Source organism: Pseudomonas sp. IT-P12 (assembly GCF_949767465.1).
Lineage (GTDB): Bacteria > Pseudomonadota > Gammaproteobacteria > Pseudomonadales > Pseudomonadaceae > Aquipseudomonas.
On record NZ_CATKPY010000011.1, the window covers coordinates 762984 to 789677 of the forward strand.

A 26694-nucleotide genomic window follows, 5' to 3' on the forward strand; every position below is an offset into this window, starting at 1 on the left:
CTGGGAGGCTCCGAGAGGGTGTTCATGCAGATCCTGAAAGGAAAAAGGCCTTGAAGCGTACAAGGGAAACCGACTTTTCCCACAGCTGGAAATCATTACAAAATCTGTAGAAGTACCGGCTTGAGCAGGGACTATCGCGAGCAGGCTCGCTCTCACAGTGAATCTGCTCGCAATGCCTTCAGCGATGACTCACCCGCTGGATATACCGCACCACCGCCGCTGACTTCTCGAACCGCCGATGAATCAACGACAGCCACGAACTGGCCTCGCTCCCCTTGATCGGCCGGTACACCACACCGGGCAAGCCCACATGGCCAACCACCGACTCAGGCACCACCGCCACGCCTTGCCCCAGGGACACCAGTGCCAGCACCGCCACCAGCCCACCCGGTTGCGCCCCCAACTTCGGCGCGAATCCGCCCTGGGCGGCCACTTGCAGGGTGCCGCTGATCTGCTCCGGCAGGATGAAAGTCTCGCCTTGCAGATGCTCGGGCCCAATCTCGCTCAAACGGCACAACCAGGACTCGCCCGGCAGCGCCAACACAAAGCCTTCGGCATCCAGGCGGATGGCTTCAAGGCCTTCGGGCAAGGTCATGGGCGACCGGACATAACCGATATCGAAGCGTCCCTCGAGCACCATTGCCGGCAACGACGCCATGGGATATTCGCGCACGTTGAGACTGACGTCCGGGCACTCGCGACTGAACACCTGCACCTGCTTTTGCAACAATCCTGAATACACCGCCGAAGCCACGTAGCCCAATTCGATGTGCCCGATCTCCCCGCGTCCGGCGCGCTGGGCGTTTTGCTGGGCGTATTCGAATTGGCGCACGGTCGCCTCGGCTTCGACCATCAGGGCCGCGCCCGCCTCGGTCAGGCTGACTTCCCGGGTCTGGCGCACGAACAACCGGGTGCCGAGCTCGTTTTCCATGTCCTGGATCTGCCGGGTAAGTGTCGGCGGCGCGATACCGAGTTGCTCAGCGGCCCGGGTGAAGTTGCCCTGCCGCGCAACAGCCAGAAAATAGCGGAAATGCCGGATATCCATGGTTGCATTAGCTCAAAGGTAATGAAGTGTCGGAGCCGGGCTAACGAAGCCACTGACGGGCCGCGATAAGCTCCCTCTGCAAACACAGTAGAGAGCCCACGCCATGCACGTCAAACTCATTCAGCCGGCCATTGCCTGCGCCCTTGCCCAAAAGGCAATCACATCATGAACCGGGTCAATCCACGCCTGACCTTGCTGACCGCCTCCGGCGTCTGTTCGTTGATTGTCCTGGACACCAACATCGTCGCCGTCACCTTGCCGACCATCGCCCGCGACCTGGGCGCCAACTTTGCCGACATTGAATGGGTGGTCAGCGCCTACATGCTGGCGTTCGCCGCCCTGCTGTTGCCGGCCGGCAGCATCGCCGACCGATTTGGCCGGCAGAAAACCCTGCTCTGCGGCCTGAGTCTGTTCATCCTGGCATCGATTGGCTGCGGCGCGGCGCCCAATGCGCTGTTTCTCGACATTGCCCGGGCGATCAAAGGCGTGGGTGCCGCCCTGCTGCTGACCTCGGCCCTGGCCTCTATCGGCCACACCTTCCACGATGAAGCGGAACGGGCCAAGGCCTGGGCGTTCTGGGGCGCTTGCATGGGGGTGGCGATGACCGCCGCGCCGACCCTTGGCGGGCTGATCACCGAGTACATCGGCTGGCGCTGGATTTTCTACCTCAACCTGCCCGTCGGCCTGTTGCTGATGGCCATGGTCTGGCGGGCCGTGCCGGAATCCCGCGATCCGCAGTCTGCACGCCTCGATCCATGGGGCAGTCTGGCATTCAGTGGCAGCTTGCTGTGCCTGATCTGGGGCCTGATCGAGGCCAACCGGATTGGCTGGAGCAACCCGATCACCTACGCCAGGCTGATCGGCGGCGCCCTCCTGCTCGGCCTGTTCGTGGTCATCGAACGCCTGCAACAACGGCCGATGGTCGACCTGCAATTGTTCCGTCACCCGCGCTTCATCGGCGCGCTGCTGGGCATGTTCGCCTACGCCGGTTGCGCCCAGGTGATGATGACGCTGCTGCCGTTCTACCTGCAGAACGGCCTGGGTTTCTCCGCGATTGCATCGGGCCTGGGCATGTTGCCGTTTGCCCTGACCATGCTGATCTGCCCACGCATTGGCGTGCGCCTGGCCAGCCGGTTCGCGCCGGCGACGATGATGGCGAGCGGCTTGGCCCTGGTCGGCTGCGGCAACCTGCTCAGCGCCTGGGCGGTCGGCAGCGGCGGTTACCTGCCGTTCGCCCTGGCGATCGCCGTGACCGGTGCCGGGGCCGGCTTGCTCAATGGCGACACGCAGAAGAACATCATGGCCTGCGTGCCTCGCGAGCGGACCGGCATGGCGTCAGGCATGAGCACCACCATGCGCTTCAGCGCCATCGTACTGGCCATCGGCGTGTACGGTGCGTTGCTGTCCAGTCACACCGAACACTTGCTGCGCGGCAGTTTGTCGGCACAGGGTACGCAGTGGCTCGACCTCGCCCAGGGCATTGCCTCACGCGTGGTGGCCGGCGATATGGCGGCGGCCATGAGCCTGCTGCCGGACAACGCCCAACCGCTGATCGAGCCCCTGGCCCGCCAGGCCTTCGTCGGCGGATTCACGTTGCTGCTGGCGGTGGCGGGTGGACTGGGCCTGCTGGGTGCGCTGGTGGTGGGGACGTTGATGCGCCATCCGATTCCACTGGCCGGCAGCGCACCGGCAGTGGCTGCCACGCGCAGGGCGCGTGCCTGACGCGTGCCCCTGCGGCAAGTTGGCGCAAATCGGCGTGAGTCATGTCGAGCGTTGTGTTGTCCTCTTTTAATCCCGAGGACAACTCATTGCTCACTGGAGGACCCATGGCGAAAATCACCCTTGCCCGGCAACTGGCAAACACCCTGGAACAGGCCGGCGTCAAACGTATCTGGGGCCTGACCGGCGACAGCCTCAACGGCTTGACCGAAGCGCTGCGGACCATGGAGAGCATCGAATGGATGCACGTGCGCCACGAAGAGGTCGCGGCGTTTGCCGCGGGCGCCGATGCCGCATTGACGGGTGAACTGGCGGTGTGCGCCGGCAGTTGCGGGCCGGGAAACCTGCACTTAATCAACGGGCTGTTCGATTGCCACAGGAACCATGTGCCGGTGCTGGCGATTGCCGCACAGATCCCGTCTTCCGAAGTGGGCCTGAATTACTTTCAGGAGACCCATCCGCAGGAGTTGTTCAAGGAATGCAGCCATTTCGTCGAACTGGTGAGCAGTCCGGCACAGATGCCGCAGGTCCTGCACCGCGCAATGCGCAGCGCCATCCTCAACCGTGGCGTGGCAGTGGTGGTGATTCCCGGCGACGTCGCCTTGTTGGAAGTCGACGACCAGCAAAAATCGTGGCCGGCGCTTTCCCGGCCGCGCACCCTGCCCGCCCCGCTGGATCTGGATCGACTGGCCGAGCGCTTGAGTCAGAGCAAAGCCGTGACACTGATGTGCGGCGCCGGTTGCGCGGGTGCCCATGATCAAGTGGTGGCGCTGGCCGACGCCCTTGGCGCGCCGGTGGTGCATGCGCTGCGCGGCAAGGAACACGTCGAGTGGGACAACCCGTTCGACGTCGGCATGACGGGGTTGATCGGTTTCAGTTCGGGTTACCACGCCATGCTCAACTGCGACACACTGCTGATGCTGGGCACGGACTTCCCCTATCGCCAGTTCTACCCCACGGACGCGACCATCATTCAGATCGATCACGACCCGCAAGCGCTGGGACGTCGTACTTCGCTGGACCTGGGTATCGTTGCCGACGTCGGCGAAACCCTCGCGGCGCTGTTGCCGCGCTTGCCGTACAAGAGCGACCGCAGCTTTCTCGACGCCTCACTCAAGCACTATGAAAAGGCTCGTCAGGGGCTGGATGACCTGGCCCAACCCTCGGCGCCCGGTCGGCCGATCCATCCGCAATACCTCACACGCCTGCTCAGCGAACTGGCCGATGACGACGCGATCTTCACCGCCGACGTTGGCACGCCAACAGTGTGGGCGGCGCGCTATCTGAAAATGAACGGCAAACGGCGCCTGCTCGGTTCGTTCAACCACGGCTCGATGGCCAACGCCATGCCCCAGGCAATCGGCGCCCAGGCCGCCTACCCCGAGCGGCAGGTTATTTCGCTGTCCGGCGACGGCGGTTTCAGCATGTTGATGGGCGACTTCATTTCCTTGGCGCAGTTGAAGTTGCCAGTGAAAATCATCGTCTATGACAACGCATCCCTGGGCTTTGTCGCCATGGAAATGAAATCCAGCGGGCTGCTCGATACCGGCACGGACCTGCACAATCCGGACTTTGCGGCGATGGCCAATGCCATGGGCATATTGGGCATTCGCGTCGAGGAATCGGCAGACCTCGAACCTGCCTTGCGCCGGGCGATGGCGCACGACGGGCCGGTTCTGGTGGATGTGGTCACCGCGACCCAGGAACTGGCGATGCCACCGACCATCAAGCTGGAACAGGCCAAGGGCTTCAGTTTGTACATGCTCAAAGCCGTTATGAGTGGGCGCGGGGATGAGGTGATCGAATTGGCGCGGACCAACTGGTTTCGTTGAAGACTCACTCCCACAGGGATGTGGGAATTACCCGGGCTTGCCCGCGAAGGGCCGGGGCAGGACAGGTCAATCTCAGCCTGCAACCGGCTCATCGATATGCCGATAATCTGCCTGCAACTGCGCGGCCAGTTGTTTCGCCCGACCCAGTCGAATCGGGCCGCGCTCGATGTCGATGAGCAATCCCGGGCAGTCCAGCGATGGCAAGGCCGCCCAGTCTTTCAGGCGTCCGTCGGTCACCACCAGCACGCGCTGCTGTTCTGCCGGGAAGCGTTTGCGCCGAACCGCCAGCCAGCGCCCCGCTTCGTTCAGGGCCGCGAATAATGGTGTGCCGCCACCCGCGCCGAGGCTGTCGAGCCAGCGACCCATTGAACTGGACGCTTTCAAGCCTTGCACCTGCCACTTCGGCGCGGCTCCGCTGGCCGTCAGCAACGCCAGGCGTGCACGCTGGCGGTAAGCGTCATCGAACAATTGCGCCAGCAGCCCCTTGGCATCGCTCAGGGCTCGGTGCCGGCGAGTCGATGCCGAGGCGTCGACGATCACCAGCCACAGCTCATGGGGCGAGCGGGTGCGCAACTGAAACTGCAGGTCCTGGCGCTGGCGCGGCCGGCCGTTGAGCAAAGTGCCGGGCCAGTTGACCGAGCCATCGCGCGCGACCCGTCGTTTGCCCTGTCTGCCCTGCTCCAGGCATCCGGCGCGGGGTTTGGCATTCGCCCCCGCAACAGATCGAGGGCGAATGCCTAGGGCTTTTTTGGCCAGCTCGGCACTTCACGACGGGCACCGACCGGCAAGGCCTGGGCGGGCATTTCGCCCCATTGTCCCTGGCCTGCACCGGGGCTGGCGTCTGGCCCGGCCGGGGCTGGCGCGGGTTGCTGCGGCCGGGGTGGCGATGGCTCGCGACGCCGATGGCGCAGGGCGAAATCGGCCACGGCGTCGATGTCTTCCCCGGCAATCGCACCTGCCCCACGCCAGGCGGCATGGGCACGGGCCGCGCGCAACCAGACCAGATCCGCCCGCAGGCCGTCGACGCCAGCGGCAAAGCAGCGCTCGGTGATCTGCGCCAGGGCGGCATCGTCCAGCGGGATGCTGGCCAATGCACGGCGCGCCTGCTCGCAGCGTTCGCGCAACGATTGCTGCCGATGCTCCCACTCGGCGCAGAAGCCTTGCGGATCGCTGTCGAAGTCCAGGCGCCGGCGAATGATCTGGCCACGTTGTTCCGGCGCGGTATGGCCGCCGAGGGCGACGTTCAGACCAAAGCGGTCGAGCAATTGCGGGCGCAACTCGCCCTCTTCCGGGTTCATCGTGCCGATCAGCACGAACTTTGCCGAGTGCCGATGGGAAATGCCGTCGCGCTCGATCAGGTTGGTGCCGCTGGCGGCGACGTCGAGCAGCAGGTCCACCAGGTGGTCCGGGAGCAAATTCACTTCATCGACATAGAGCACGCCGCCGTCCGCCTTGGCCAGCACGCCCGGGGAAAACTGCGCACGCCCTTCGCTCAGGGCCGCATCCAGGTCGAGGGTGCCGACCAGCCGCTCTTCCGTGGCGCCCAAAGGCAAGGTGACGAACTGCCCGCTGGCCAGCAGGTCCGCCAGGCCACGGGCCAACGTCGACTTGGCCATGCCGCGCGGACCTTCGATCAACACCCCGCCGATCTTCGGGTCGATCGCGGTGAGGTACAGCGCCAGCTTCAAGTCGTCGGCGCCGACCACGGCGGAAAGCGGGAAATGTGGGGTGTCGGTCATTATTCAATCTCGGTCATGGTCGGTGGCAGGCCAATCCAGTCATTGTGCAAGCGTCAGGGTACTCAGCCATCTTCTTCGATATCCAGCAACAGGTTTTCCAGCGCCTCGCGGTACTCCCCGGGGTCTTTCCACATTCCCCGCTGCTGTGCTTCAAGCATGCGTTCGGTCATGTCGCGCAAGGCGTGCGGGTTGTGCTCGCGGACGAAATCACGGGTCGCCGGGTCGAGCAGGTAGGCATCGGCCAGCAATGCGTACTGGTGATCGTCGATCAACTGCGTGGTCGCATCGAACGCGAACAGATTATCGATCGTCGCCGCCATTTCGAACGCGCCTTTATAGCCGTGGCGCTTGACGCCCTCGAGCCACTTGGGATTCGCCGCCCGGGAGCGGATGACCCGGTTCAGTTCTTCCTTCAGCGTGCGGATCTTCGGCAGGTCCGGCTGGCTGTGATCGCCATGGTAGCTGGCCGCTGCAGCGCCGCCGAGGCTTTCCACGGCAGCCAGCATGCCCCCTTGGAACTGGTAATAATCATTGGAATCGAGCAAGTCATGCTCGCGATTGTCCTGGTTTTGCAGCACCGCCTGAACCTGGCTCAGGCGCCGCGCGAACGGTTCGCGGGCGGCGGTGCCTTCGTCGGAACCGCCGTAGGCGTAGCCACCCCAGTTCAGGTACACCTCGGCCAGGTCCTCGCGGCTTTGCCACAGACGGCCGTCGATGGCGCCCTGCACGCCGGCACCATAGGCACCGGGCTTGGCCCCGAAAATGCGCCAGCCGGCCTGGCGCCGAGCCGCCTCTTCATCCAGCCCTGCCTGCAACAGGCTGGCCTGTTCAGCGCGGACTTTGGCGGCCAGGGGGTTGAGATCGTCCGGCTCGTCGAGCGCGGCCACCGCTTGCACGGCCGCGTCGAACAGGCGAATCAGGTTGGCAAACGCGTCACGAAAGAACCCGGAAACGCGCAGGGTCACGTCGACCCGAGGACGGTCGAGCAGGCTCAGCGGCAGGATCTCGAAATCGTCGACCCGCTGACTGCCCGTCGCCCACACCGGCCGCACGCCCATCAGCGCCATGGCCTGGGCGATGTCGTCACCGCCCGTGCGCATGGTCGCGGTGCCCCAGACGGACAGGCCAAGCTGACGCAGGTGGTCGCCGTGATCCTGCAAGTGCCGTTCGAGAATCAGGGTGGCGGACTGGAAACCGATGCGCCACGCCGTGGTGGTGGGCAGGTTGCGAACGTCCACCGAGTAGAAGTTGCGCCCGGTGGGCAGCACGTCCAGGCGACCGCGACTCGGTGCGCCGCTCGGCCCGGCCGGAACGAAACGGCCACCGAGGGCGTCGAGCAACCCGCGCATTTCAGCCGGGCCGCAGGCATCGAGGCGCGGGGCGACCACGTCGCGCAGATTGTCGATAATCGCGCGGACGTCGTCCCACCGCGCCCCCTCCTGTAGCAGCGAGCTTGCTCGCGATGGAGTATCAGACACAGTGGAATCGACTGACACACTATCGCGAGCAAGCTCGCTCCCACAGGGGGTATCCAGCGTCTGGGCAATCAGCTGCATGGCAAACAACTCCAGGCGCTCGCGGGTGTCGCCCGCCGTGCGCCAGAGCTCGTCGCTCAGCGCCTGCAACGCCTCGGGGCGCGCCCCGGTCCACGGCTCGGCCAATGCGCAGTCCAGCGGATCGAAGCCCAACGCGAACGCCTCGGCCAGCGCCCGCAACAGACTCGACTGCGCACCGCGTCCATCGCCACGGGGAATGCGCAACAGCGCCAGCAGGGTGTCAGTGCGCAAGCGCCCGACCGGCGACTCGCCAAAGATGTGCAGGCCATCGCGGATCTGCGACTCCTTCAGGTCGCACAGGTAGGTGTCCAGGCGCGGCAGCCAGATCGCCGCATCCGCGTCGCTGTCGAGCTGTTCGCCCAACTGCAATTCGCGGTCGATATGGGTCTCGCGCACCAGTTGCAGGATGTCGCGCTGCAACTCCCGCGCTCGGCGTGGATCGAGCAACTGCGCTTCGTAGTATTCGTCGGCCAGCAACTCCAGGTTGCGCAGCGGACCGTAGGTCTCGGCCCGGGTCAGCGGCGGCATCAAGTGGTCGATGATCACCGCTTGCGTGCGCCGCTTGGCCTGGGCGCCCTCGCCCGGGTCGTTGACGATGAACGGATAGATGTTCGGCAGCGGACCGAGCAGCGCATCGGGCCAGCAGTTTTGCGACAGGCCGACGCCCTTGCCCGGCAGCCATTCGAGGTTGCCGTGCTTGCCGACGTGGATCACCCCGTGGGCACCGTAGGCATGGCGCAGCCAGAAATAGAACGCCAGGTAACCGTGCGGCGGCACCAGGTCAGGGTCGTGGTACACCGCACTCGGGTCCACTTGGTAGCCGCGCGCGGGCTGAATGCCCACGAAGCTCAGGCCAAAGCGCAGGCCGGCGATCATCATCCGCCCGTCACGGCACATCGGGTCGTTGTCCGGTGCGCCCCAGCGCTCCAGCACCGCCTGGCGATTGGCCTCGGGCAAGGCGCTGAACAGGTGCTGGTAATCCTGCAGTGCCAGGCTCTGCTTGCACGGGCGCAGGTCGAGGTGGTCAAGGTCATTGCTGACACCGCCGAGCAATTGCTGGATCAACGCGGTGCCGCTGTCCGGCAGCGGCGCCGTCAACGGATACCCCTGTTGCTGCAAGGCCCGCAGGATATTCAAGGCAGCAGCCGGTGTGTCGAGGCCGACGCCGTTGCCAATGCGCCCGTCCCGGGTCGGGTAGTTGGCAAGCACCAGGGCGATGCGTTTTTCGCTGTTCGGCACGCGGCCCAGTTCGACCCAGCGCCTGGCCAGTTCGGCGACGAAATCCATGCGCTCGGGCGCGGCCCGGTAGCACACCACATCGGACTGACTGCGCTCGCTGCGCCAGGCCAGGTCCTTGAAACTGATCGGGCGGCTGATGATCCGGCCGTCCAGTTCCGGCAGCGCAATATGCATCGCCAGATCCCGTGGACCGAGACCCTGCTCGCTGGCGCGCCAGCCGGGTTCGTTGTCCTGGGCGCAGATGGCCTGGATCACCGGGATGTTGCGACGAAACGGGCGCAGGTGCGGCGCTTCCGGGCTGGACTGGGCGAAACCGGTGGTATTGAGGATCACCGAGGCGTCGACATCGTCCAGCCAGTCCTCGACCACCGTCAGACAGCCAGGCTCTTTCAGGCTGGCCACGGCCACCGGCAAGGGATTGAGCCCCGCCGCTTGCAGGCGCTGACAGAACACATCGATGAACGCAGTGTTCGCCGCCTGCAGGTGCGAGCGGTAAAACAGCACCGCCGCCACCGGTTGATCAGCCTGCCAGTCGGCTTGCCAGTCGCTCAACTGCGCCGGGCTTTTGCGCGGGTGATAAATCGCCGTGCGCGGCAAAGTTTGCGGCTCGCCCCACGGGTAGTCGCGATCCAGCCAGCGATTGGCAAGGCAACGAAACAGATCCAGGGCGTTGGCCATGCCGCCTTGACGCAAGTAATGCCAGAGCCGGTCACGATCCTCGGCCGTCACCGTGCTCAGGTCGCTGAGCTCCGGGTCCGGGCGGTCGTCACCCGGCACCAGAATCAGCTGCACGCCACGGCGGGAAAGCTCGATCAGTTGCTCGACGCCATAACGCCAATAGGCGATGCCGCCATGCAGCGAGACCAGAATCACCCTGGCATGACGCAGTACTTCGTCGACATACAGGTCGACCGAAGCATGGTTCTGCACCTGCATCGGGTTGGCCAGGCGCACGCTCGGGTAGTCATCGGGCAACTGCTGCGCCGCTTCGGCGAGCAACGCCAGGCTGGAATCACCGCTGCACAGGATCACCAGCTCGGCGGGGGTTTGTCCAAGGTCGGCGATGTTGTCATCCGACACGAAACCGCCGGGCTGGGTCCTGAGCAGGTGCATGGGTCAGGCGCTGAGCGCGGCGCGCAGTTGGGCTTCGAGTTGCACGGCGTCCAGCGCCTGGCCGATCAGCACCAGGCGCGTGGTGCGCGCTTCATCGGCGCCCCACTGGCGGTCGAAGTGTTTGTCGAATCGCGTCCCGACGCCCTGGATCAGCAGGCGCATCGGTTTGTTCGGGATCGCCGCGAAACCCTTGACCCGCAGGATGTCGTGCTTGACCACCAACTGGGTCAGTGCGTCCAGCAGCAGGCTCTCGTCGGCGGGCGGCAGTTCGATGGAGATGGAGTCGAACGCATCGTGGTCGTGATCGTCCTCACCTTCATGGTGGTGATCGTGGTGGCTGTGACGGCTGTCGATGTGTTCCTCGGAACCGGCACCGAGGCCGATCAGGACGTCGAGGGGCAGGCGACCGCTGCTCGCTTCGATGACCTTGACCGCTGGCGGCAGTTCTTCGGCCACTTCCAGGCGCACGCGGGCCAGGTCTTCAGGGCTGATCAGGTCGGCCTTGTTGAGGATCACCAGGTCAGCGCTGGCCAATTGGTCGGCGAACAGTTCGTGCAGGGGCGATTCGTGGTCCAGGTTCGGGTCGAGTTTGCGCTGGGCATCGACCTGGTCCGGGAACGCGGCAAAGGTGCCGGCGGCAACGGCCGGGCTGTCGACGACGGTAATCACCGCGTCAACCGTGCAGGCACTGCGGATTTCCGGCCACTGGAACGCTTGCACCAGGGGTTTTGGCAGCGCCAGGCCGGAGGTTTCGATGAGGATGTGGTCGAGGTCGCCCCGGCGCGCAACCAGTTCGCGCATGACCGGGAAGAACTCTTCCTGGACGGTGCAGCACAGGCAGCCGTTGGCCAGTTCGAACACGCGACCGACGGCCTCTTCCTCGGTGCAACCGATGGAGCACTGCTTGAGAATTTCGCCATCGATGCCCAGTTCGCCGAACTCGTTGACGATCACGGCGATGCGGCGGCCCTGGGCGTTGTCGAGCATGTGGCGCAGCAAGGTGGTTTTGCCCGAGCCAAGAAAGCCGGTAACGATGGTGACGGGAAGTTTGGCCAGTGTTTTCATCGGATGCCCTTTGGCAAGGTGGCGGGCATACGGGACGACAAGCGCTGCGACGAAGGCGCGCGCAAGAGTTTCGCCACCGGATCACCCCGCCCGGTTGTAGTGAGAATCTGGTTCGAGGCAGGTCTCCTGGCTGACAGTGTGCCGGGCGGTTGGCCCGGCATCCGCTGCGCCTTCCCGCGAACCCGGTGCAGCGGGCTTGCAGTGGCGTGGCAGCGAACATCACCGTTCACAGTTGCGGGGGCAGCCGCGGCATCGACCGCGTTCCCTTCTTAGCTTCGACAATGGCGAAGAACCTCGAACGGACAAGGCTACGCATCGTACTGGGGCGGGTCAATGAGTTGTAGCGACGGGACCCGCCCCATCGCGAGCAGGCCCGCTCCCACAGCGGGTTTGCAAATGTCGCCTATGGGCGGGAGCGGGCTGGCTTGCGATAGCCGCGCTCGATTCCGAGTTGAGAACCGCTGCCAATTGACGCCCTGCCCCCGCCCATGCTCTCCTACACACCTTGTTACGGGTGCCCTTCACAGGGTGAAACGGGAAACCGGTGAATCATGTGCTTTACTCAAGGCCATGTCAGTCCGGTGCTGCCCCCGCAACGGTAAGCGAGCGAAGAATCATAGCCACTGTGCCGGCCATTCGGCATGGGAAGGCGATTCTTGCAGGTTTCGGCGTACGCCCAAGCCCCTCGCGAGCCCGGAGACCGGCCCGCAACACAAAGTGACGATACGTTCACTGAAATAACAAACCCGCGGTGGGCGGGCGCTGTTTGGACTTCTGCGTGCCCGATGCGCAGGAGGCTTGCATGCGCTGCCTTCACCCGTTGACAGAACAGAGGGAAGCGCCATGTCGATCATCAGCAGCACCCACCAGAGCTCCACCAGCACCACCACGACCACCCTGAGCCAACGCCTGACCGCCGCTGTCTGCGCCTCGATCCTGGGTGCCTGCCTGGTTTACTTCGCCGGTTTCTCGCACATCGAAGCGGTGCACAACGCCGCCCACGATACCCGCCACAGCGCCGCCTTCCCGTGCCATTGAGACCTGCCGACATGATCAAGCGTATCGCGCAAACCGCAGGTTTCTCCGGGCTGCTGGCCGCCCTGCTGCTCACCCTGCTGCAAAGCTTCTGGGTTTCGCCGCTGATTCTGCAGGCGGAAACCTACGAAAAGGCCGAACCGGCCGCTGTTGAAGTGCATGAACATGCCGCCGGCACCGCCGCGCACGCCCACGATGCCGAAGCCTGGGAGCCGGAAGACGGCTGGCAGCGCGTGGTGTCGACCACCGGTGGCAATCTGGTGGTGGCTGTCGGTTTCGCCCTGATGCTCGCCGGCCTCTACACCTTGCGCGCCCCGACCAAAACCTCCCAGGGCCTGCTCTGGGGCCTGGCCGGTTACGCCACCTTCGTGCTGGCACCGACCCTCGGTCTGCCGCCGGAATTGCCAGGCACCGCTGCAGCGGACCTGGCACAGCGGCAACTCTGGTGGATCGGCACTGCAGCTTCCACCGCCGTCGGCATTGCCCTGATCGTCTTCAGCCGTCACTGGCTGATGAAGCTGCTGGGCGTGGCGATTATCGCCGTGCCTCACGTGATCGGCGCCCCGCAACCGGAAGTGCATTCCATGCTCGCCCCCGAGGCCCTGGAAGCGCAGTTCAAGATCGCTTCGCAGTTGACCAACGTCGCGTTCTGGCTGGCCCTGGGACTGATCAGCGCCTGGTTGTTCCGTCGCAAGCATGATGGTCAATACCACGCATGACCGTGGATAGCACAGCGCCGACCCTGGTGGTCGGCCTGGGCTGTCAGCGCGGCTGTCCCCTCAGCACGCTGCGAGCCTTGCTCGATCAGGCATTACAAGCCCATCAAGTCGAATTGCACCAGATCAACGCCCTGGCCAGCATCGACCTGAAGCGCGAAGAGCCGGGCCTGCTCGAACTGGCCGCGCAACTGGCACTGCCGCTGACGTTTTTCAGCAGTGAACAACTGGCCGCTTATCAATCGCGCCTCAGCCACCGTTCCCAGATCGCCTTCGAACGCACCGGTTGCTACGGCGTGGCGGAAAGTGCCGCCCTCGCCCTCGCCGAACAACTCGCCGCGGCGCCTGCCACCTTGCTGATCAGCCGCCAGAAATATGCCCAGGCGACCTTGGCGCTGGCCCGTTCGACGTAGAATCCCCGATAATCCCACCCTTGATCATGAGCGATCTTCATCTGAAGGTTGGCCCAGCCCTTTTTTGACAGGAAACGACGATGACCGTCTATTTCATTGGCGCAGGTCCCGGCGACCCGGAACTGATCACCGTCAAAGGCCAACGCCTGATCCGCAGTTGCCCTGTAATCATCTACGCCGGCTCACTGGTGCCCGCCGCCGTGCTGCAAGGTCACAGCGCCGCACAGGTGGTCAATAGCGCAGAACTGCACCTGGAACAGATCATCGAGCTGATCAAGACGGCCCATGCCAACGGCCAGGATGTGGCGCGAGTGCACTCCGGCGATCCCGGGCTGTATGGCGCCATCGGCGAGCAGATTCGCTATCTGCGTGAGCTGGATATCCCGTTCGAAATCGTCCCCGGCGTCACGGCGACGGCTGCCTGCGCCGCGTTGCTGGGTGCAGAACTGACCTTGCCCGACGTGTCACAGAGCGTGATTCTGACCCGCTATGCCGACAAGACCGCGATGCCGGCCGGCGAGGAACTGGGCAGCCTGGCCCAGCACGGGGCGACCATGGCGATCCACCTGGGGGTCAACCACTTGCAGAAGATCCTCGCCGAATTGCTGCCGCACTACGGCGCAGACTGCCCTATTGCAGTCATTCACCGGGCGACTTGGCCGGATCAGGATTGGGTGGTAGGGACAATTGAAGACATTGCCGGGAAGGTCGAAGCCAAGGGGTTCAGGCGCACGGCGTTGATTCTGGTGGGTCGGGTGCTGGGCAGTGATCAGTTCAGCGAGTCGTCGCTGTACCGGGCCGGGCACGCGCATCTTTACAGGCCTTGAGGACGCCTTCGCGAGCAAGCCCGCTCCCACATTGAATTTGTGGACTCAGATCTATTGTGGGAGCGGGCTTGCTCGCGAAAGGGCCCTCGAATTACACCCATAAAAAAACGGCGCTCACGGGGCGCCGTTTTTTCATGCCGCAGCGAACACCTTAGTAGTAGGCGTTTTCTTTCTGCGTGTGGTCGGTCACATCACGAACGCCCTTGAGTTCGGGAATGCGTTCGAGCAAGGTGCGCTCGATGCCTTCCTTCAAGGTTACGTCGGCCTGGCCGCAGCCCTGGCAACCGCCGCCGAATTGCAGCACGGCGATACCGTCCTCAACCACGTCGATCAGGCTGACCTGGCCGCCATGGCTGGCCAGCCCCGGGTTGATCTCGGTTTGCAGGTAGTAGTTGATGCGCTCGTTGACCGGGCTGTCGGCGTTGACCATCGGCACCTTGGCATTCGGCGCCTTGATGGTCAGCTGGCCACCCATGCGGTCGGTGGCATAGTCGACCACCGCGTCGTCGAGGAACGCTTCGCTGAACGAATCGATGTAAGCGGTGAAGCTTTTGAGCCCCAGCGCGGTGTCTTCGGGTTTTTCTTCGCCCGGCTTGCAGTAGGCAATGCAGGTCTCGGCGTACTGGGTGCCAGGCTGGGTGATGAAGACGCGGATGCCGATGCCCGGGGTGTTCTGCTTGGAGAGCAGATCGGCCAGGTAATCGTGGGCGGCGTCGGTGATAGTAATAGCAGTCATGGAAACTCCTCACAGGCTTGGGCGCAGTTTACGCCAATCAACGCGCCGCACAAAGTCCTAGTATTTTTGTCGGGAAAGCGCAGGGCCATCCTGGCCCGGAGGTTCGCCGTCAATCCGTTGCTTTAGCCACCGATAGCTGCATTTTTCCACCCATTCATAGCTTGCCCACGACCCCACAGCAATGGCCAGCACGCAAACGACGAACATCAGATAGGGGTTTATGCCATAGCGTTGCGCCACAAACCCGCCCGCCGACAATACCAGCACGTGCATCAGATACACCGAATAGGAGCAGTCGCCGAGCCACTTCAACAGCCGCTGGTTCTCGAAAAAACGCTCCAGCGCCATGCCTGCCATCACCAATACCGCGCTGGGCAAGCCCCAGGCGAAGAATCGCGGTTGCGGCGGCAGCAGATAAATCGCCAGCAGCGCCCCCACAATCCCCAGCAAAGGCAGGTAAAGGCCGGGCTTGATCCAGCCCTGTCGATACGCCATGCCGATGGCCATGCCGAGCAGGAATTCGTAAACAATGTCCGAACGGTAAAATTCGCTGATCCAGCCATAGCCGGTCCACGCCTGGCACACTGCAAACAGCAGCGCCGCGACGATCAGCAGCCGAAGTTGCAGGCGGAACAACAGCGCCCAGGCGAACAGCAAGTAGAAGAGCACCTCGTAGTTGAGGGTCCAGCCGACATTCAGCGTCGGGTAGATCCCGTAACCGCCGGGGTTTTGCGTCGGGATAAACAGCAAGGACAGCAACAGGTGCGACCAGTCGACCGTCTGATCCGGCAACACCGGCTGGGCGAAGACCACGATCAACGCCATCAGCACCGTATACAGCCAATACGCCGGCACGATGCGAAACAGCCGGTACAGCAGAAAGCGCCCCGGCGGCAGCGATTTGCCTTCGGTGGACAGGAATATCACCAGGCCACTGATGACAAAAAACACGTCCACCCCCACAGCGCCTTTGTCGATGAACAACTGACCGATGGGGCCACGGGCCTGGAAGTCAAAGAATATCTGCATGAAGTGGTGGCAAACCACCGCCCAGGCCGCGAGGGCACGCAGTGCCTGCACTGAAATCAACATCGACGGTTCTCCGGATAGCTGTTGATCCTTTGTGAAAGCGAGCCCTCTCGCGATGGGGTATCAGCCACTGTTGGGTGGACTGACACACCATCGCGAACAGGCTCGCTGCCACAGAAGGGATCGGCGGCGCCTTATACAATCCGACACCGGTAGCCATTCAAAGGTCGATCAAAGATTCTCGTAGCGGTTCATGTCCAGCACGCCCTCTTCCACCGGATCAGTCTCGTGGATGTACCGGCTCAGGTCATGGAAGTAGAACCAGAACTGCGGGTGGCTGCGTCGGATACCCCAACGCTCGACGATCTTCTCGAAGCGGTTGGCGTCCTTGGCGTTCTCCATGGCCTCGACGAAGGCCGGCACTTGGCCTGCGGGTATGTTGAACATGAAATTCGGGTAGCTGCTGAGCACCCCGGGGAAGATAGTCAGCGTATCGAGCCCTGGTTGATAACGCAGCGATTCGCCGAGCAGGAACGCGACATTGCTGTGGGCACGGTTGCGCAACAGGCTGTAGACCTCGCGCTTGCCACTGGCCGCCTCGATCCGCAGCATCGTCGCCTCCGGCAACTGGTCGATCACTTTCAGCCCGGCGGCAGGACGCGACGTCAGGCGGCTCAAGACCTGCTCGGCACTCTGCAGGTCGCGGTCGATGTTGGGGCGCGAGCAATACGCCCCTTCGCAGCGGTTGATCGGGTCTGGCTTGGCATTGAGCTCGCCGTAGCGCGCCAGTAGCTGCAGGGCGAAATCGCGTTTTGGGTCCTTTTCGTCGAGTTTCAACGCGGTGGGCTTGTCGTCGTCGATGTCTTCATAGTCCATCCACATTTTGAATTTGCCGCCGTCCTGGTACCAGTCATCCAGGTAACCCTCTCGCGAGTCGGCCGGCATCAAGCGCAGGAAATTCAGCTCGGCGCCGTTGCGTATCAGGTCGAAATACAGGCGTGTCTGGGCCTGATGGGACACATTGCCGAACACGTCGAAGTTCACCGCCAACTGGTAGTACGTGCGTTCCAGCAGCGGAAAATCGAACAACCACAGGGTCTGCGGCACTTCGCCAATCAGGCCCTTGGTCACGGCGGCGCTGTCGAAATGGCGGAAAATACTCAACAACGCGTTGTCGTTGCCGGCCCACAGGGTCGACCAGCTCGGTGCCGGCAAGTCGGCGTAGCTGTCACGGCGCAAGGCTTCGTATTCGTTGCGCTTGTCACGGTAGTCGCGCCACAGGCTGAGGACGCTGCCGACGTCATCGTTCTGCCCCGGCATCGCCAGCAATGGCGTGGCCTGGCCACGATAATTGGGGTCGGTGATGTACAGGTCGTGCTCCGGGGCCTGGAACAATGCCCAGAAGTTGTCGCGGATCACGTCCGTGGCAATCTGCCCACGGCACACCGGGCCGCGGATGAAGGTGCGCACGAAGTATTCGGCGTTATCGAGCATGAACTGATAGCGCGCCTGGGCCGGGATGGCCTCGAACGTGGTAAACGGGTTCGCCCGGCGCTCCGGCCCATAGCCCGGCAACGCATTGACCTGCCAGTTGCCGTTGTAGAACAGGCTTTTGATCCGCGCCATTTTCGCCGCGCTCAACGGGTAGGTGATGTGCGTCTTGTGCACGATCACCCCCTGCACCGGCCACAGGCGGTAGTAATACTCGGAGCCTGGATCATCGTTCGGGCGACGGGTGTTGATCACGTCGATGGGTTGGCCGGTCGGCGTGCGTGAGCGAACCCACTGGAAGAAATGCCCCGGCTCGCCGTCCTTGAAATAAATGTGCGCGAGGAACCAGTGCTCGAACAGCCAACGTCCCACCAGGCTTTGCCGGGCGCCCGGCGCGTTGAGCAGGTTTTCCCATTGCACCACCTGCAACGCTTCCTGCGCGCTCGGCACCAGGCCTGTCTCGTCAATCGGCGCTCCGGAAGCAAGCCAGCGCTGCAGGGTCTGGTATTGCTGATCGGTCAGGCCGGTCACCGCCAGGGGCATGCCCTGTTTCGGATGGGTGCTGGCATAGGTGTCGAACTCTGCCGGCATCGCGCAGGCGTTTTCGCGGTTCAGGCCCAACACGATGTCTTCCGGCAACTTCGCATTGGGTTGCAGCGGCGTGCGGTGCCCGAACTCAAGCATCCGCGCCATCAGCGCCGCCTGGCTGCCCTGGGCGTCAAGCACCGAATAAAAGCCCTTCTGCTGCCAGGCACGCTTGCCGCTGGCGTCATAAAACAGCCGGGTGGGCGTCGCGGCCTGGGTGCGCTCGCCGTCATACACCGGCAACTTGCTCGCGCCGCGCGCCGCGCCTTCGCCGCTGCCCAGGTTGAGCTGACAGGCAGAGTCGTAGCAGGCATGGCAGGCCACGCACTTTTCGGTGAAGATCGGCTGGATATCGCGTGTGTAGGAAATGTCAGGAGCTGTGGCCAGGCCTTGCGCAACGGCGCCCCCACTTAAAAGCAGCAACACACTGCTGATGACGACGCGATACGACATGTTCCTGGTCCCGATCCTTGAAAAAACGCCGCGATTGTACAGACGCAGCGGCCCCACCAACATGAGCGATATTCATGCAAAAGCACGACATGCTCTAAAAGCACGCAGGTTTGCTATGATTCCGCCCCTTCGTAATGGTCTTTCCGAGTAGTCCACATGTCCGATCGCAGCCTTCGCCTTCAAGCTCTCAAGCACGCCCTCAAGGAGCGCATTCTGATTCTCGATGGCGGCATGGGCACGATGATCCAGAGCTACAAGCTCGAGGAACAGGATTACCGTGGCAAACGCTTCGCCGATTGGCCGAGCGACGTCAAAGGCAACAACGACCTGTTGGTGCTGACACGCCCGGACGTGATCGGGGGTATCGAGAAAGCCTACCTGGATGCCGGTGCCGACATCCTGGAAACCAACACCTTCAACGCCACCCGGATTTCCATGGCCGACTACGGCATGGAAGCCCTGACCTACGAATTGAACGTAGAAGGCGCTCGCCTCGCACGCAAGGTCGCCGATGCGAAAACCCTCGAGACCCCGGACAAGCCGCGCTTCGTCGCCGGCGTGCTGGGCCCGACCAGCCGGACCTGTTCGCTGTCACCGGACGTGAACAACCCGGGCTACCGCAACGTGACCTTCGACGAATTGGTGGAGAACTACACCGAGTCGACCAAGGGCCTGATCGAAGGCGGCGCCGACCTGATCCTGATCGAAACCATCTTCGACACCCTCAACGCCAAGGCGGCGATCTTCGCCGTGCAAGGCGTTTTCGAAGAGCTGGGCATCGAGCTGCCGATCATGATCTCCGGCACCATCACCGATGCCTCCGGCCGGACTCTTTCCGGCCAGACCACCGAAGCGTTCTGGAACTCGGTGGCTCACGCCAAGCCGATCTCGGTCGGCCTGAACTGCGCCCTTGGCGCCAGTGAGTTGCGCCCGTACCTGGAAGAGCTGTCGAACAAGGCCAGCACCCACGTTTCCGCGCACCCGAACGCTGGCCTGCCCAACGAATTCGGCGAGTACGACGAACTGCCGTCGCAAACCGCCAAGGTCATCGAAGAGTTCGCCCAGAGCGGCTTCCTGAATATCGTCGGCGGCTGCTGCGGCACCACGCCTGGGCACATCGAAGCCATCGCCAAGGCGGTGGCCGGCTATGCGCCGCGCGAGATCCCGGACATCCCCAAAGCCTGCCGCCTGTCGGGCCTGGAACCGTTCACCATCGATCGCAACTCGCTGTTCGTCAACGTCGGCGAACGCACCAACATCACCGGTTCCGCCAAGTTCGCCCGACTGATCCGTGAAGACAACTACACCGAAGCCCTGGAAGTCGCCCTGCAGCAGGTCGAGGCCGGCGCCCAGGTCATCGACATCAACATGGACGAAGGGATGCTCGATTCGAAGAAGGCCATGGTGACCTTCCTCAATCTGATTGCCGGCGAACCGGACATCTCCCGCGTACCGATCATGATCGACTCCTCAAAATGGGAGGTGATCGAAGCCGGCCTCAAGTGCATCCAGGGCAAGGGCATCGTCAACTCGATCAGCATGAAGGAAGGCGTCGAGCAGTTCATTCATCACGCCAAACTGTGCAAGCGCTATGGCGCGGCCGTGGTCGTCATGGCGTTCGACGAAGCCGGACAGGCCGACACCGAGGCACGCAAGAAAGAGATCTGCAAACGCTCCTATGACATCCTGGTCAACGAAGTCGGCTTCCCACCGGAAGACATCATCTTCGACCCGAACATCTTCGCCGTGGCCACCGGTATCGAAGAGCACAACAACTACGCCGTCGATTTCATCAACGCCTGCGCCTACATCCGCGACGAGCTGCCCTATGCGCTGACCTCCGGCGGCGTGTCCAACGTGTCGTTCTCGTTCCGGGGCAACAACCCGGTGCGCGAAGCGATTCACTCGGTGTTCCTGCTGTATGCGATCCGCAACGGCCTGACCATGGGCATCGTCAACGCCGGCCAGCTGGAGATCTACGACCAGATCCCGGCGGAACTGCGCGACGCCGTGGAAGACGTGATCCTCAACCGCACGCCGGAGGGCACCGACGCCCTCCTCGCCATCGCCGACAAGTACAAGGGCGATGGCAGCGTCAAGGAAGCCGAGACCGAGGAATGGCGCAACTGGGACGTCAACAAGCGCCTGGAACACGCGCTGGTCAAGGGCATCACCACCCACATCGTCGAAGATACCGAAGAGTCGCGCCAGTCGTTCGCGCGCCCGATCGAAGTGATCGAAGGCCCGCTGATGTCCGGCATGAACATCGTCGGCGACCTGTTCGGCGCCGGCAAAATGTTCCTGCCGCAAGTGGTGAAATCCGCCCGCGTGATGAAGCAGGCCGTTGCCCACCTGATCCCGTTCATCGAACTGGAAAAAGGCGACAAGCCTGAAGCCAAGGGCAAGATCCTGATGGCCACGGTCAAGGGCGACGTGCACGACATCGGCAAGAACATCGTCGGCGTGGTGCTGGGCTGTAACGGCTATGACATCGTCGACCTGGGCGTGATGGTGCCGGCGGAAAAAATCCTGCAGGTGGCCAAGGAAGAGAAGTGCGACATCATCGGCCTGTCCGGCCTGATTACGCCGTCGCTGGACGAAATGGTCCACGTGGCGCGCGAGATGCAGCGCCAGGATTTCCACCTGCCGTTGATGATCGGGGGCGCCACCACCTCCAAGGCGCACACGGCGGTGAAGATCGAGCCCAAGTACAGCAACGATGCGGTGGTGTATGTCACGGATGCCTCCCGCGCCGTGGGCGTCGCCACGCAGTTGCTGTCCAAGGAACTCAAGGCCGGTTTCGTCGAGAAGACCCGCGAGGAATACATCGAGGTGCGCGAGCGCACCGCCAACCGCAGCGCCCGCACCGAACGCCTGAGCTATGCGGCCTCGATCGCGAAAAAGCCGCAATTCGACTGGAGCACCTACACCCCGGTCAAGCCGACTTTCACCGGGACCAAGGTGCTGGATGATATCGACCTGAAAGTGCTGGCCGAGTACATCGACTGGACGCCGTTCTTCATCTCGTGGGACCTGGCCGGCAAGTTCCCGCGCATCCTGCAGGACGAAGTGGTCGGTGAAGCCGCGACTGCCCTGTACGCCGATGCCCAGGAAATGCTCGCCAAGCTGATTGACGAGAAATTGATCAGTGCCCGTGCGGTGTTCGGTTTCTGGCCGGCCAACCAGGTACGCGACGATGACATCGAGCTCTACGACGATCATGGCAAGCCGCTGGCCAAGTTGCATCACCTGCGCCAACAGATCATCAAGACCGACGGCAAGCCTAACTTCTCCCTGGCCGACTTCGTTGCACCGAAGGACAGCGAGCTCACCGACTACGTGGGCGGCTTCATCACCACCGCCGGCATCGGTGCCGAGGAAGTGGCCAAGGCCTATCAGGATGCGGGCGACGACTACAACTCGATCATGGTCAAGGCCCTGGCCGACCGCCTCGCCGAAGCCTGCGCCGAGTGGCTGCACCAGCAGGTCCGCAAGGAATACTGGGGTTACGCCAAGGACGAAGCATTGAACAACGAGGCGTTGATCAAGGAGCAATACAGCGGCATCCGCCCTGCTCCGGGTTACCCGGCCTGCCCGGATCACACCGAGAAAGCCACGCTCTTCGCCCTGCTCGACCCCGAAGCCGCCGAAATGCGCGCCGGCCGCAGCGGCGTGTTCCTCACCGAACACTACGCCATGTTCCCGGCGGCAGCGGTCAGCGGCTGGTACTTCGCCCACCCGCAGGCGCAATACTTCGCCGTGGGCAAGATCGACAAGGACCAGGTGCAGAGCTACACCTCGCGCAAAGGCCAGGAATTGAGCGTGACCGAGCGCTGGCTGGCGCCGAACCTGGGTTATGACGACTGAAGGGTCCTGACCTGAGTCTTGCCCTGCCCCTGTGGGAGCGGCCTTGCTCGCGATAGCGGTAGTCCCGTCGACATCATCGTCGGCTGTACCGCCGTCTTCGCGAGCAGGCTCGCTCCCACAACGGGCTCGGTTGCCGCGCAAACAGCCGGCCTCCCAACCCCGTCCCCACAGAGAGCACGCCAGGGATCGCAGGATTGGCTATGCTCAATGGGCTTACGTCAAGACGAGGGGTTTATGGACGATCCAATCGACAACAAGCCGCCGACCTTCTGGCAAATGCTGCACAGTGTCATGGCTGCGGCGTTCGGGGTGCAGAGCGGGAAGAACCGTGCCCGAGACTTCACCCACGGCAAGCCCAGTCATTTTGTGATCCTGGGGATTCTGTTCACAGCGGTGTTCGCCCTGTCGCTCTACGGCATCGTGCAACTGGTGCTGCTGCTGGCCGGGGTCTAGCGCATCAGGGTCTGCAAGTTGAACGGGTAGCGATAGGACGACGGCCGGCCCTTTGCGGACAGGCGACGGAAGTTCACCTCGTAGCCCGGTGAATCGCCCATGGCCAGCATTCGCTTCGCGGTAGCCGTGTCGATCAATTGCAGCAACGGGATCTGTCGATCCCGCCCGCCGTAACGGCTGATGTCCACGCCCCGGTCGATGTCGTGCAATTGCACCAACGCCCAGCCACCCAGGGTGAAATGCCCACCCAACAGCACGCTCAGGCGCCCCTGCACTTTTGCCTGCAACGCCGCGGCGGAAGTATTGACCGCGCTGAACAACACATCCTTTCCGGGCACGCTACCCGCCTCGGCATACGCCTGCATGGCACCAAAGGCCATTTCGTCATTGGCTGACCACACCAGCGAAACATTCGGGTAACGGTGGCGCAGCAGTTTCGCCTGTTCGTAGGCCCGTTTGCGCGTCCAGCCACCGTAGACCAATTGCCGCAAGCGCACTTCGGGGTGCTCGGCCAGTGCCCGCATCATGCCTTTCTCGCGCAGTTGCGCCGACGGGGTGATCTTCAGGCCGGAGAACGCGAGCAATTCAATCGAATCACCGGGCGCGACTGGCGGATGCTGGCGAACCAGCTCCTTGAGCATCAGGTAACCACCCTCCTCGTCGTTGGGCACCAGGCTGCCCAGGCGATCCGGACGCTCACCGAGCATGCTCATCTGATTGGCCGTCAGCGACGCGTTGACCATGAACAGTTTCACACCGCTGCCCTGCGCCAGCCGCAGCACTTGCGGGGCGATGTACTGTTCGTTGGCGAAGAGCAGGTAGTCCGGACGATCAGGACCTTGCAACGCCTGGCGGGCCTGCGCCACCGTCAGTTCCGGCATGCGCCGGGAATAGAGAATGCGCAGGTCGATGCCCAGATCACGGGCGGCCGCCTGCATGAACTGCGAGTAACTGACCCAGAACGCTTCGTCCACATCCCCGGGATTGAGGAACAGCACCGACTCCGCACGCGCGGCAGAACCGTAACCTGCGCCCAGCACCAGCAGGAAGGTGTAGAAAAACTTCAGCATGGATCGTCCGAGCCCCCGGAAATTCGCCGCGCATTATAGCCAGCGAATCCCGTTGAACGGCGCTAATTCCACAGATTGTCGGACAATTTGTGGAGCCAGGGCCCGGACCGGGTCAATTATTGATGGCTGACCCAGAACACGGCCGTGCCTACGACCAGGATGATCAGAAACAGAATGGCCCAGGCATCGACCGTACTGTCAGGCTTTGAAGCTTTGGTAGGGTTGCTCATTGCATCGCCTCTTGTCGGTTTTATCGGTGATTGCACGAAGACTCGAGCAGAGTAAAGACGACGATTGCCCATACCACAAATGCGGGTATAGCAATAACGATTCTCGTTAGTCGTTTTGGTTCTTTACATATACTCAAACATCACTTTTGCGCATAACTCCAAACTGGTATCTTGCCCCGGCTCCGTATGGAGTGCGCGGCCGTGCGCGCAGAATTGCCGAGGCAGTATCGGAGTCTTCAGCCAGCGACAAACGCAACTGGATCCGACCGGCCCAGCCTGAGAACAGGACTTATATGTACGTATACGACGAGTACGATCAGCGGATCATCGAGGACCGCGTCAAGCAGTTCCGTGATCAGACCCGACGCTATCTGGCAGGCGAGCTGAGCGAGGAAGAGTTTCGCCCCCTGCGCCTGCAGAACGGGCTTTATATCCAGCGTTTCGCCCCGATGTTGCGGGTGGCGGTGCCTTATGGTCAGTTGACATCGCGCCAGGTGCGCATGATTGCGAAGATTGCCCGCGACTACGACAAGGGCTACGCCCACATCAGTACCCGGCAGAACATTCAGTTCAACTGGCCAGCGCTGGAAGACATCCCGGACATCCTGGCTGAGCTGGCGACCGTGCAGATGCACGCGATCCAGACCAGCGGCAACTGCCTGCGCAACGTCACCACCGACCAGTTCGCCGGTGTCGCTGCCGACGAACTGATCGACCCGCGCCCATGGTGCGAAATCGTTCGTCAGTGGACCACGTTCCACCCGGAATTCGCTTACCTGCCACGCAAGTTCAAGATCGCCATCAACGGATCGACCTCCGACCGTGCGGCCATCGAAGTTCACGACATCGGCCTGGAGCCGGTACGTAACGCGGCCGGCGAAGTCGGTTTCCGCGTGCTGGTGGGCGGTGGCCTGGGACGTACGCCGGTGGTCGGCGCGTTCATCAATGAATTCCTGCCGTGGCAAGACCTGTTGAGCTACCTCGACGCCATCCTGCGTGTCTACAACCGCTATGGCCGTCGTGACAACAAGTACAAGGCGCGGATCAAGATCCTGGTCAAGGCCCTGACGCCTGAAGTGTTCGCCCAGAAAGTCGACGCGGAAATGGAGCACCTGCGCGGTGGCCAGACCACGTTGACCGAGGCCGAAGTGCATCGCGTCGCCAAGCACTTCGTCGACCCGGACTACAAGGCGCTGGACAACCAGAGCGCCCAACTGGCCGAGCTCGACCAGCAGCATCCGGGCTTTGCCCGCTGGCGCAGCCGCAACACCCTGGCGCACAAGAAGCCGGGTTATGTGGCCGTGACCCTGTCCCTGAAGCCGACCGGCGTCGCGCCGGGCGACATCACCGACAAGCAGCTGGACGCCGTCGCCGACCTGGCCGAGCGCTACAGCTTCGCTCAACTGCGCAGCTCCCACGAGCAGAACATTATTCTGGCCGACGTTGAACAAAGCCAGCTGTTCACCCTCTGGGGCGAACTGCGCGAGCAGGGTTTTGCCACGCCGAATATCGGCCTGCTGACCGACATCATCTGCTGCCCTGGCGGCGATTTCTGCTCCCTGGCCAATGCCAAGTCGATCCCGATCGCCGAGTCGATCCAGCGCCGTTTCGACGACCTGGACTACCTGTTCGACATCGGTGAACTGGACCTGAACATCTCCGGGTGCATGAACGCCTGCGGTCACCACCACGTGGGCCACATCGGCATTCTCGGGGTAGACAAGAAAGGCGAAGAGTTCTACCAGGTGTCCCTGGGTGGCAGCGGCAGCCGCGATGCCAGCCTGGGCAAGATCCTCGGCCCGTCCTTCGCCCAGGACGACATGCCTGACGTGATCTCGAAACTGATCGACGTGTACATCGAACAACGTACGGAAGACGAGCGTTTCATCGACACCTACCAGCGTATTGGCATCGACCTCTTCAAGGAACGCGTCTATGCAGCGAATCATTAAGAACAACGAAGTCGTCGACGAAACCTGGCACCTGCTGCCCAAGGACTTCAACATCGACGAAATCAGCAACTGCGACGACTACATCGTGCCGTTGCAGCTGTGGCGCGAACACGGCCGCATGCTCAAGGCCCGCGATGGCGGCCTGGGTGTGTGGCTGGATGCCGACGAAGAAGCCGAGGAAATCGGTGAGGACGCCAATCAGTTCCAGGTCATCGCCTTGAACTTCCCGGCCTTCACCGACGGTCGCAACTACTCCAACGCCCGCCTGCTGCGTGACCGCTACGGTTTCAAGGGCGAGCTGCGGGCGATTGGCGATGTGCTGCGCGACCAGCTGTTTTACCTGCATCGCTGCGGGTTTGACGCCTTTGCATTGCGCGCTGACAAAGACCCGTACGAAGCCCTTGAAAGCCTCAAGGACTTCTCGGTGACCTATCAGGCCGCCACCGACGAACCGCTGCCGCTGTTCCGTCGTCGCTGAGCCGCACCGCGCTGACCAGGCGAGGCCCTGATCCCCAACGGGATCAGGGCC

The 26694-nt window shown here is 63.0% G+C and carries 19 protein-coding genes and 2 riboswitches; of the genes, 10 read left to right on the forward strand and 9 right to left on the reverse strand.

Going from position 1 to position 26694, the window contains the following annotated elements; genetic code table 11:
* Positions 1 to 178: 178 nt before the first annotated feature.
* On the reverse strand, positions 179 to 1045 hold the full coding sequence (locus ACM6IM_RS06565) for a LysR family transcriptional regulator (RefSeq protein WP_201192173.1): 867 nt from the start codon (positions 1043 to 1045) through the stop codon (positions 179 to 181).
* A 165-nt stretch (positions 1046 to 1210) separates the two neighbouring features.
* Between ACM6IM_RS06565 and ACM6IM_RS06570 the strand changes: the two genes are divergently transcribed.
* Complete coding sequence (locus ACM6IM_RS06570; RefSeq protein WP_414864583.1) at positions 1211 to 2767, forward strand: MFS transporter; 1557 nt, start codon at positions 1211 to 1213, stop codon at positions 2765 to 2767.
* Positions 2768 to 2871: 104 nt separating this feature from the next.
* Positions 2872 to 4596 carry a ubiquinone-dependent pyruvate dehydrogenase gene (poxB, locus tag ACM6IM_RS06575; protein WP_414864584.1) on the forward strand — a complete coding sequence of 575 codons (1725 nt, stop codon included), beginning with the start codon at positions 2872 to 2874 and terminating at the stop codon, positions 4594 to 4596.
* A 72-nt stretch (positions 4597 to 4668) separates the two neighbouring features.
* Here the strand turns inward: poxB and ACM6IM_RS06580 are convergent, their stop codons facing one another.
* The 4 genes from ACM6IM_RS06580 to cobW all read right to left on the reverse strand — a co-directional run bounded on the left by ACM6IM_RS06580 (position 4669) and on the right by cobW (position 11308).
* Positions 4669 to 5280: a vWA domain-containing protein gene (locus ACM6IM_RS06580; RefSeq protein WP_414864839.1), complete on the reverse strand. Its 612-nt coding sequence runs from the start codon at positions 5278 to 5280 to the stop codon at positions 4669 to 4671.
* A gap of 53 nt (positions 5281 to 5333) precedes the next feature.
* Entirely contained in the window at positions 5334 to 6335 is a 1002-nt protein-coding gene (locus ACM6IM_RS06585; RefSeq protein ID WP_201192166.1) for an ATP-binding protein, read from the reverse strand.
* Between the two features lie 62 nt (positions 6336 to 6397).
* Positions 6398 to 10243 (reverse strand): cobaltochelatase subunit CobN, encoded by a 3846-nt coding sequence (cobN, locus tag ACM6IM_RS06590; protein WP_414864585.1) that lies wholly within the window; start codon positions 10241 to 10243, stop codon positions 6398 to 6400.
* Positions 10244 to 10246: 3 nt separating this feature from the next.
* Positions 10247 to 11308, reverse strand: coding sequence for a cobalamin biosynthesis protein CobW (cobW, locus tag ACM6IM_RS06595; RefSeq protein WP_192308137.1), 1062 nt, complete (start codon positions 11306 to 11308; stop codon positions 10247 to 10249).
* A gap of 98 nt (positions 11309 to 11406) precedes the next feature.
* Positions 11407 to 11620: riboswitch (cobalamin riboswitch) on the reverse strand.
* Positions 11621 to 11803: 183 nt separating this feature from the next.
* A riboswitch (cobalamin riboswitch) is annotated at positions 11804 to 12032 on the forward strand.
* 119 nt (positions 12033 to 12151) lie between these two features.
* Between cobW and ACM6IM_RS06600 the strand changes: the two genes are divergently transcribed.
* The 4 genes from ACM6IM_RS06600 to cobM all read left to right on the forward strand — a co-directional run bounded on the left by ACM6IM_RS06600 (position 12152) and on the right by cobM (position 14299).
* A complete protein-coding gene (locus ACM6IM_RS06600; RefSeq protein WP_201192161.1) occupies positions 12152 to 12346 on the forward strand; it encodes a CbtB domain-containing protein in 195 nt (64 codons plus the stop codon).
* An 11-nt stretch (positions 12347 to 12357) separates the two neighbouring features.
* On the forward strand, positions 12358 to 13062 hold the full coding sequence (locus ACM6IM_RS06605) for a CbtA family protein (RefSeq protein WP_414864586.1): 705 nt from the start codon (positions 12358 to 12360) through the stop codon (positions 13060 to 13062).
* Positions 13059 to 13472, forward strand: coding sequence for a cobalamin biosynthesis protein (locus ACM6IM_RS06610; RefSeq protein WP_192308140.1), 414 nt, complete (start codon positions 13059 to 13061; stop codon positions 13470 to 13472). Before ACM6IM_RS06605 ends, ACM6IM_RS06610 begins: the two co-directional genes overlap by 4 nt.
* 80 nt (positions 13473 to 13552) lie before the next feature.
* Complete coding sequence (gene cobM / locus ACM6IM_RS06615; protein WP_192308141.1) at positions 13553 to 14299, forward strand: precorrin-4 C(11)-methyltransferase; 747 nt, start codon at positions 13553 to 13555, stop codon at positions 14297 to 14299.
* A 151-nt stretch (positions 14300 to 14450) separates the two neighbouring features.
* Here the strand turns inward: cobM and nfuA are convergent, their stop codons facing one another.
* The 3 genes from nfuA to ACM6IM_RS06630 form a co-directional block, all read right to left on the reverse strand.
* Positions 14451 to 15035 carry a Fe-S biogenesis protein NfuA gene (gene nfuA, locus ACM6IM_RS06620; protein ID WP_003225494.1) on the reverse strand — a complete coding sequence of 195 codons (585 nt, stop codon included), beginning with the start codon at positions 15033 to 15035 and terminating at the stop codon, positions 14451 to 14453.
* A gap of 57 nt (positions 15036 to 15092) precedes the next feature.
* The gene (locus ACM6IM_RS06625; protein ID WP_414864587.1) at positions 15093 to 16127 is read right to left on the reverse strand and encodes an acyltransferase family protein; all 1035 of its coding nucleotides are present in this window, start codon (positions 16125 to 16127) and stop codon (positions 15093 to 15095) included.
* Positions 16128 to 16295: 168 nt separating this feature from the next.
* Positions 16296 to 18593, reverse strand: a complete 2298-nt coding sequence (locus ACM6IM_RS06630) for a fatty acid cis/trans isomerase (RefSeq protein WP_414864588.1) — start codon at positions 18591 to 18593, stop codon at positions 16296 to 16298.
* Between the two features lie 156 nt (positions 18594 to 18749).
* On the opposite strand from ACM6IM_RS06630, the gene metH reads away from it, so the two are divergent.
* Positions 18750 to 22460 carry a methionine synthase gene (gene metH, locus ACM6IM_RS06635; RefSeq protein WP_414864589.1) on the forward strand — a complete coding sequence of 1237 codons (3711 nt, stop codon included), beginning with the start codon at positions 18750 to 18752 and terminating at the stop codon, positions 22458 to 22460.
* A gap of 234 nt (positions 22461 to 22694) precedes the next feature.
* Positions 22695 to 22913 (forward strand): DUF2970 domain-containing protein, encoded by a 219-nt coding sequence (locus ACM6IM_RS06640; RefSeq protein ID WP_192308145.1) that lies wholly within the window; start codon positions 22695 to 22697, stop codon positions 22911 to 22913.
* Here the strand turns inward: ACM6IM_RS06640 and ACM6IM_RS06645 are convergent.
* Positions 22910 to 23983: an ABC transporter substrate-binding protein gene (locus ACM6IM_RS06645; RefSeq protein WP_414864590.1), complete on the reverse strand. Its 1074-nt coding sequence runs from the start codon at positions 23981 to 23983 to the stop codon at positions 22910 to 22912. The two genes, ACM6IM_RS06640 and ACM6IM_RS06645, sit on opposite strands and share 4 nt — an antisense overlap.
* Before the next feature lie 523 nt (positions 23984 to 24506).
* Here ACM6IM_RS06645 and ACM6IM_RS06650 point away from each other — a divergent pair.
* The gene (locus tag ACM6IM_RS06650; protein WP_414864591.1) at positions 24507 to 26165 is read left to right on the forward strand and encodes a nitrite/sulfite reductase; all 1659 of its coding nucleotides are present in this window, start codon (positions 24507 to 24509) and stop codon (positions 26163 to 26165) included.
* Positions 26149 to 26643: a DUF934 domain-containing protein gene (locus ACM6IM_RS06655; protein ID WP_192308148.1), complete on the forward strand. Its 495-nt coding sequence runs from the start codon at positions 26149 to 26151 to the stop codon at positions 26641 to 26643. The genes ACM6IM_RS06650 and ACM6IM_RS06655 overlap by 17 nt, the downstream gene beginning before the upstream one ends.
* Positions 26644 to 26694: the final 51 nt, after the last annotated feature.

What these genes read in the sequence shown, in the direction of transcription:
- ACM6IM_RS06565 (WP_201192173.1), bottom strand. Translation starts at nt 1,045, where the DNA reads ATGGATATCCGGCATTTCCGCTATTTTCTGGCTGTTGCGCGGCAGGGC.
- ACM6IM_RS06570 (WP_414864583.1), top strand. Translation starts at nt 1,211, where the DNA reads ATGAACCGGGTCAATCCACGCCTGACCTTGCTGACCGCCTCCGGCGTC.
- poxB (WP_414864584.1), top strand. Translation starts at nt 2,872, where the DNA reads ATGGCGAAAATCACCCTTGCCCGGCAACTGGCAAACACCCTGGAACAG.
- ACM6IM_RS06585 (WP_201192166.1), bottom strand. Translation starts at nt 6,335, where the DNA reads ATGACCGACACCCCACATTTCCCGCTTTCCGCCGTGGTCGGCGCCGAC.
- cobN (WP_414864585.1), bottom strand. Translation starts at nt 10,243, where the DNA reads ATGCACCTGCTCAGGACCCAGCCCGGCGGTTTCGTGTCGGATGACAAC.
- cobW (WP_192308137.1), bottom strand. Translation starts at nt 11,308, where the DNA reads ATGAAAACACTGGCCAAACTTCCCGTCACCATCGTTACCGGCTTTCTT.
- ACM6IM_RS06600 (WP_201192161.1), top strand. Translation starts at nt 12,152, where the DNA reads ATGTCGATCATCAGCAGCACCCACCAGAGCTCCACCAGCACCACCACG.
- ACM6IM_RS06605 (WP_414864586.1), top strand. Translation starts at nt 12,358, where the DNA reads ATGATCAAGCGTATCGCGCAAACCGCAGGTTTCTCCGGGCTGCTGGCC.
- ACM6IM_RS06610 (WP_192308140.1), top strand. Translation starts at nt 13,059, where the DNA reads ATGACCGTGGATAGCACAGCGCCGACCCTGGTGGTCGGCCTGGGCTGT.
- cobM (WP_192308141.1), top strand. Translation starts at nt 13,553, where the DNA reads ATGACCGTCTATTTCATTGGCGCAGGTCCCGGCGACCCGGAACTGATC.
- nfuA (WP_003225494.1), bottom strand. Translation starts at nt 15,035, where the DNA reads ATGACTGCTATTACTATCACCGACGCCGCCCACGATTACCTGGCCGAT.
- ACM6IM_RS06625 (WP_414864587.1), bottom strand. Translation starts at nt 16,127, where the DNA reads ATGTTGATTTCAGTGCAGGCACTGCGTGCCCTCGCGGCCTGGGCGGTG.
- ACM6IM_RS06630 (WP_414864588.1), bottom strand. Translation starts at nt 18,593, where the DNA reads ATGTCGTATCGCGTCGTCATCAGCAGTGTGTTGCTGCTTTTAAGTGGG.
- metH (WP_414864589.1), top strand. Translation starts at nt 18,750, where the DNA reads ATGTCCGATCGCAGCCTTCGCCTTCAAGCTCTCAAGCACGCCCTCAAG.
- ACM6IM_RS06640 (WP_192308145.1), top strand. Translation starts at nt 22,695, where the DNA reads ATGGACGATCCAATCGACAACAAGCCGCCGACCTTCTGGCAAATGCTG.
- ACM6IM_RS06645 (WP_414864590.1), bottom strand. Translation starts at nt 23,983, where the DNA reads ATGCTGAAGTTTTTCTACACCTTCCTGCTGGTGCTGGGCGCAGGTTAC.
- ACM6IM_RS06650 (WP_414864591.1), top strand. Translation starts at nt 24,507, where the DNA reads ATGTACGTATACGACGAGTACGATCAGCGGATCATCGAGGACCGCGTC.
- ACM6IM_RS06655 (WP_192308148.1), top strand. Translation starts at nt 26,149, where the DNA reads ATGCAGCGAATCATTAAGAACAACGAAGTCGTCGACGAAACCTGGCAC.